Annotated in this window: 3 protein-coding genes; 2 read left to right on the forward strand and 1 reads right to left on the reverse strand. The window is 66.8% G+C overall.

What is annotated here, in order from left to right:
- The coding region (locus tag EN780_RS29190; protein WP_128276022.1) for a CapA family protein at positions 1–749 on the reverse strand (749 nt) is incomplete at its 3' end.
- A 116-nt stretch (positions 750–865) separates the two neighbouring features.
- Here EN780_RS29190 and EN780_RS29195 point away from each other — a divergent pair.
- Both EN780_RS29195 and EN780_RS29200 read left to right on the forward strand, forming a co-directional pair.
- Positions 866–2,116, forward strand: coding sequence for a hypothetical protein (locus EN780_RS29195; RefSeq protein ID WP_128276023.1), 1,251 nt, complete (start codon positions 866–868; stop codon positions 2,114–2,116).
- 113 nt (positions 2,117–2,229) lie between these two features.
- Positions 2,230–3,874, forward strand: a 1,645-nt coding sequence (locus EN780_RS29200) for a DEAD/DEAH box helicase family protein (RefSeq protein ID WP_189556823.1), incomplete at its 3' end; no start/stop codon positions are given.

Genomic DNA, 3,874 nt, shown 5'->3' on the forward strand with positions numbered 1-3,874 from the left:
ACATGGGCATGATGCCCGGCGATCAGCCCGACGCCCTGCCCGGCCAGTTGCTCGGCCAGCGACCGTGTCTCCGGTCTTGGAAAGTGCCGGAACTCCCAGCCCCAATGCGGCACGGCGCAGACGAGGTCGACGTCCCTGGCCGCGTCGCGCGGCCCCGGATCGCTTCGCATCGACACGCGGCTCGCGAACGGTGCGGCGTCGGCATTGCGCCACTGCGTGAAAGCGAAGAGGCCTATGGTCAGCGGTCCCACCGCGAACCGCTCGATCGGCGCCTTCGCGGCAGTGCCGATGCTGCGGACACCAAGCCGCTTCAGCGTCCGGACGGTCTCCTCGAAACCCGCGACGCCCTGGTCGAGCATGTGGTTGTTGGCCAGAGACAGGACGAGTTTCTCGCGCGCAATGCCGACCGCCGCCAGGGTGTCGGCAAGGAAGCGCTCCGTCATCGCATGATGCGTGCCGAGCCTTGTGCCGACCACGGCGCTCGGCCGCTCGACGACGGGACTTTCGCAATTGCCGACCACCAGGTCGGCGGAGGCGAGCAGCGCCGCGAGGGCCGGATCGCACTCCGGCGCACTGCGGTTGGCGACCGCCGAGATGTCGCCGAGGACGGCCAGCCGCACCTTCCGCGCCGGCGGCGGCTCGATCAGCGTCGCGGCCGGCGGCGCAAAGCCTCGCGCCTCGCCGCCGAGCGACGGCCGCAGGAAGCGCGGCAGCCAGGACAGTTTGTAGGAGAGCGGATAGTTCGACACGCAATGCCCATTCGTTTGCCCTGTGTAGACCGTCTGCCCGGCAGGAGGAAGCAGCAGACGAAGCGCCGCAAATCTGTGTATTCTCGCCGATGGAAGACCCGACGGGAGGATCCGAATTGACCCGATTGCCGAGCCTTGTCGCATCTGCGCTCATTCTGCTCCTGCCGCTTGCTTCTCCTTGCGCCGCTGCCCCCGATCCCGCTCCGCTGTTCGAGGCCAAGACCGTCACCGAGCGCAACAGCGCGCTCGCCGCGCTTGAGGCAGCCGCGCCCAGCGATCCGGCATCGGCATACGCCGCCGGCGCCGGCGAATTCTTCACCGCGCTGGAGATCCTAGCCGGCGGCCTGCATCGCCACGGTTTCGAAAGCCCGCAATCCTTCATGCTGCCCTTGATGCGGTTGCCGGTGCCGGACAACCCCAATCCCGAGCCGCTCACCTACGAGGAATTCCGCGCCATCCTGGTCGCCTTCCGCGACCGGCTGCAGAAATCCGCCGCCACGCTGGGCTCCGTGCCGGCCGATGCCGATATCGGCATGGTCATCGACCTCACCCGTCTCGGCATCGACCTCAACGAGGACGGCAACATCGCCCGGGACGAGAGCGCCGCGTCGATCATGGCCGCGCTGTCGCGCGGCGGCGCGCCGGACGGGCCGGCGCCGTCACTGACCTTCCGCTTCGATCGCGCCGACGGCTACTGGCTGCAGGGCTATGCCGAGTTCCTGATGGCGCAGGCCGACTTCTGGCTGGCGCATGATTTCAAGACCATGTTCGACGGCTCGTTCCACATGCTGTTCCCGCGCGCCAAACTGCCGCTGCAGGACGTGCTGGTGCCGCCGGACGGCGGCATGAGCGGCTCGATCTTCGCTTCCGAATGGCGCTTCGCCGACTTCATCTCGCTGGTGCATCTGGTCAACTGGCCGGTGGTCGAGCCGGAACGCCGGCAGGCCGCGCGCCGCCATCTGCTGGAGATGATCCGGCTGTCGCGCGAGGACTGGAAGGCGATCCGCGCCGAGACCGACAACGACCGCGAATGGCTGCCCGGTCCAAAGCAGAAAGGCCCCAACCCGCTCACCGGCCTCGAAGTCGGCGAGGAACAGGTCACGGCCTGGCTTGCCACGCTCGACATGGCCGAGGACCTGCTTGAGGGGCGCGTGCTGCTGCCGCATTTCCGCGTCGCCGGCAAGGGCATCAACATGAAGCGCTTCTTCGACGAGCCGAAGACGTTCGATCTGGTGCTGTCGATCACCGGCCCAGCCATCGCGCCCTATTTCGAGAGTGGCAGGATCCTGACCGGCGACGACTTCGACCAGATCCAGCGCGAGTTCGGCGGCGCCGGCTTCCTGACCTTCGCGCTGTGGTTCAATTGAGGACACAGGCCCGCCACCGCTCCTGACAGCCTGCTGTCAGCAGCATCGGTGGCGGGTGCGTGCCCCGACACTCCGCTCTTTCCATTTCGGGCGAGTCCTCCCATATTCGGGCCATGGCCAAACTCCCCGACAAGAAAACGCCGTCGCAGGCGCAGGACGACCGTGGCGCGCCGAAGCGGCGCAGCCCGCTGACCGAATTCCTCGACGCCGCCGAACCGCTCGAGCCGGGCGGCTTTGCCGAAGCGCCGCAGGCCGACTTTGCCGGCGCGCCGCTGACCGGCTCGATTTCCGATTGGGCCGGGCAGATCGAGCGCGAAGCGGAGAAGCAGCCTAAGGCGAAAGCACCCAAGAAGATCCCTGAACGCTCGTCCGCGCCCGGGCGCACGGCGCGCGGCACCTCGATGGGCGGCGCGGCGTCGGCCAAGGAGCGTACGGCCGCGGGGCTCAACCCGGTCGCCGGCCTGGACATCAGCCTGGAGGATGCCGAGTCGATTTCGTCCGGCGGCGTCACCGCCACGGTGGCCGCGCTGTCGGCGCTGATCGAGTCCGGCAATCCGCTGCACAAGGACGGCGTGCTGTGGACGCCGCACCGCCCTACCCGCCCAGAAAAGTCGGAAGGCGGCATCGCCATCAAGATGGTGTCGGATTTCGAGCCGGCCGGCGACCAGCCGACGGCGATCAAGGACCTGGTCGAAGGCGTCGATCAGAACGATCGCACCCAGGTGCTGCTCGGCGTTACCGGCTCAGGCAAGACCTTCACCATGGCCAAGGTGATCGAGGAGACGCAGCGCCCTGCCCTGATCCTGGCGCCGAACAAGACGCTGGCCGCGCAGCTCTACGCCGAGTTCAAGAAGTTCTTCCCGGAAAACGCGGTCGAGTATTTCGTCTCCTACTACGACTACTACCAGCCCGAGGCCTACGTCCCGCGCACCGATACCTATATCGAGAAGGAATCCTCGATCAACGAGCAGATCGACCGCATGCGCCACTCGGCGACGCGCTCGCTGCTGGAGCGCGACGACGTCATCATCGTCGCCTCGGTCTCCTGCATCTACGGTATCGGCTCGGTCGAGACCTATACGGCGATGACCTTCCAGATGCAGATCGGCGACCGGCTCGACCAGCGCGCCCTGCTCGCCGATCTCGTTGCCCAACAATACAAGCGCCAGGACATCAACTTCGTCCGCGGCTCTTTTCGCGTGCGCGGTGACACGATCGAGATCTTCCCGGCTCACTTGGAAGATCGCGCCTGGCGCATCTCGATGTTCGGCGACGAGATCGAGCAGATCACCGAGTTCGACCCGCTGACCGGGCAGAAGACCGGCGAGCTGAAAAGCGTCAAGATCTACGCCAACTCGCACTATGTGACGCCGCGCCCGACCTTGAATCAGGCCATCAAGTCGATCAAGGAAGAGCTCAAGCACCGCCTGCAAGAGCTTGAAAAGGCTGGCCGTCTGCTGGAGGCGCAGCGGCTGGAGCAGCGCACCCGCTTCGACCTGGAGATGCTGGAGGCGACCGGCTCCTGCGCCGGCATCGAGAACTATTCGCGCTACCTGACCGGCCGCCAGCCGGGCGATCCGCCGCCGACGCTGTTCGAATATGTGCCCGACAATGCGCTGATCTTCATCGACGAGAGCCACGTCACCGTGCCGCAGATCGGCGGCATGTATCGCGGCGACTTCCGCCGCAAGGCGACGCTGGCCGAGTACGGTTTCCGCTTGCCCTCCTGCATGGACAACCGGCCGCTGCGCTTCGAGG

Origin of the sequence: Mesorhizobium sp. M4B.F.Ca.ET.089.01.1.1, assembly GCF_004022605.1 — a bacterium.
Taxonomy (GTDB): Bacteria; Pseudomonadota; Alphaproteobacteria; order Rhizobiales; family Rhizobiaceae; genus Mesorhizobium; species Mesorhizobium abyssinicae.